Source organism: Cupriavidus sp. R6-3, assembly GCF_059772245.1.
In genome coordinates this window covers 1-1,777 of sequence record NZ_JCBAJO010000421.1, presented here as the reverse complement: position 1 = coordinate 1,777, position 1,777 = coordinate 1, and the positions used below count along the sequence as shown (strand labels likewise).

The following is a 1,777-nucleotide window of genomic DNA, read 5'->3' as shown; positions in this document are numbered from 1 at the left end:
CTGGCCGGCACATGCAGCGTCAGATAGGCGGTCGCCAGCATCACGATCCACGCCATGCCGAGCGCGTAACCGGCCACCACGTCCGACAGCCAATGCATGCCCAGATAGAGCCGCGACAGGCCGATGGCGACCACCACGGTCGCCGTCACCGCCAGCACCGGAATGCGCACGCGCCAGGGCTGCCGCACGCAGAGCAGGAAGGCCAGGAAGCCGTAGGTGACCATGCTGCTGGTCGCGTGGCCGCTCGGAAATGAAAACGACTCGACGCCGCCGTAGATGCTGGCCGGCCGGCCGCGCGCCAGGCCGTACTTGAGCACCAGCACGCAGGCACGCGCGCCGATCAGCGCGATCGTCCAATAGACCGCGGCGGCCCACGCACGGCGCCACGCCAGCCAGCCGAACACCGCGATGCCGATCGCCACCGCGATGCGCGCGCCGCCGAATTCCGTGATGGCGGTCATCGCGACGTCGAGCCAGTCCTGCCGGCCCTGCTGCAGCCACGCGAACACCGCCTGGTCGACCCGCATCAGCGGCGTTTCCGCGGCCACCGCCACCGCAAGCCAGATCAGCAGGCCACCGCTGCCAAGCAGCACCGCGGCCGCGAGCACGACCAGCAGGATCTCGGCGACCTCGCGCTCCAGCAGCTTCAGCACCCGCGGCCAGCGCTCGCCCGCACGCGCGTGCAGCGCATCGCGCGCGACGTGCCGCAGCGAATCGAGCAGCCGTACCACCGGATGGATCAGCACCAGCGCGATGCGGACCAGGCAGAGCCCCAGCACGGCCAGCACGACGAACAGCAGCAGGCCGCCGATCAGCAGGCCGGGCGTGGGCTGCTCGAAGCGCAGCCAGGCAGGCCAGGCCGCGATCAGCTCGTCCATCGTGGCCTCTGGCTCGTGCTCGATCTCGTGCTCGATCTGGTGCTCAATCTCGTCATCCGTTTCGTCGCCATTGGTGGCATGGGCAGGTTCCGTGTTTTCGTAATTCTCGCGGCAATGACCGTGTCATCCGGGCCGGGTACAACACCGCGTCAATCCGCATGATAGAACGCGCGCCGTGCGGATCGCGCCCGCGCCGCCGGGTCGCGCCCACGCCGCCGGGTCGCTCGCGCCCGCGCCGCAATCAGGCAGCGATCGCACTGAACTCACGCTTGAAAAATTTGCAGTGGCCGCGCCGGCACGAAGCCGTTAGGCTATGCAGCGAGCGCGACGAGGAGACAACCCCGATGCCCCGCGACGATACCCCACCCCTGCAGCATCTGCATCCCAAGCTGCGCCAGGTCAGCAACGGCAGCGAGCCGGTCAACCAGCTGCGCGCGCAATATTCGCAATGCGTGGTGACCCGCAAGTCCGCGCTGCCCGAACCGGCCGAGCGACGGCTGGCGATCGAGCAGCAGGAACGCGACCGCTTTGCCGCCGGCCTCAGCGACTACAGTTGCCTGACCGTGCATCGCGGCCGCGTGACGCGTCCCAAGCAGCAGGCCATGCCGGTGGCCGACGACGTCTTCATCAACGTGATCGTCGAGACCGAGCCGCGCGAGCCCGGCGCGCCCGACGATACCGAGCACGTGCTGCGCGCGATCGACCGCATGCTGGCGGAGGCCGGCCATCGTCGCCGGCCCGGGCAGCAACCCGCCACGCCGCTGCTGCATCGGCGCAATTTCATCGCGGCCACCGTGCCGATCTCCACGTTGCGCGGTCTGGCCGCGCTCGAGGGCGTGCGCTACGTGCACCGCAGCGAAACGCTGTCGCTGCGGCTGCCGCGCCCTGATCGCGGCCCG

Annotated in this window: 3 protein-coding genes; 2 read left to right on the top strand and 1 reads right to left on the bottom strand. The window is 69.8% G+C overall.

Annotated features, from left to right (window positions below; translation table 11 throughout):
• Positions 1–878: phosphatase PAP2 family protein (locus AC6EI8_RS26320; RefSeq protein ID WP_498383370.1), on the bottom strand; the 878-nt coding region annotated here is incomplete at its 3' end.
• Positions 879–893: 15 nt separating this feature from the next.
• Between AC6EI8_RS26320 and AC6EI8_RS26315 the strand changes: the two genes are divergently transcribed.
• Positions 894–1,040, top strand: a complete 147-nt coding sequence (locus AC6EI8_RS26315) for a hypothetical protein (protein ID WP_190286413.1) — start codon at positions 894–896, stop codon at positions 1,038–1,040.
• A gap of 182 nt (positions 1,041–1,222) precedes the next feature.
• The coding region (locus AC6EI8_RS26310; RefSeq protein ID WP_498383369.1) for a hypothetical protein at positions 1,223–1,777 on the top strand (555 nt) is incomplete at its 3' end.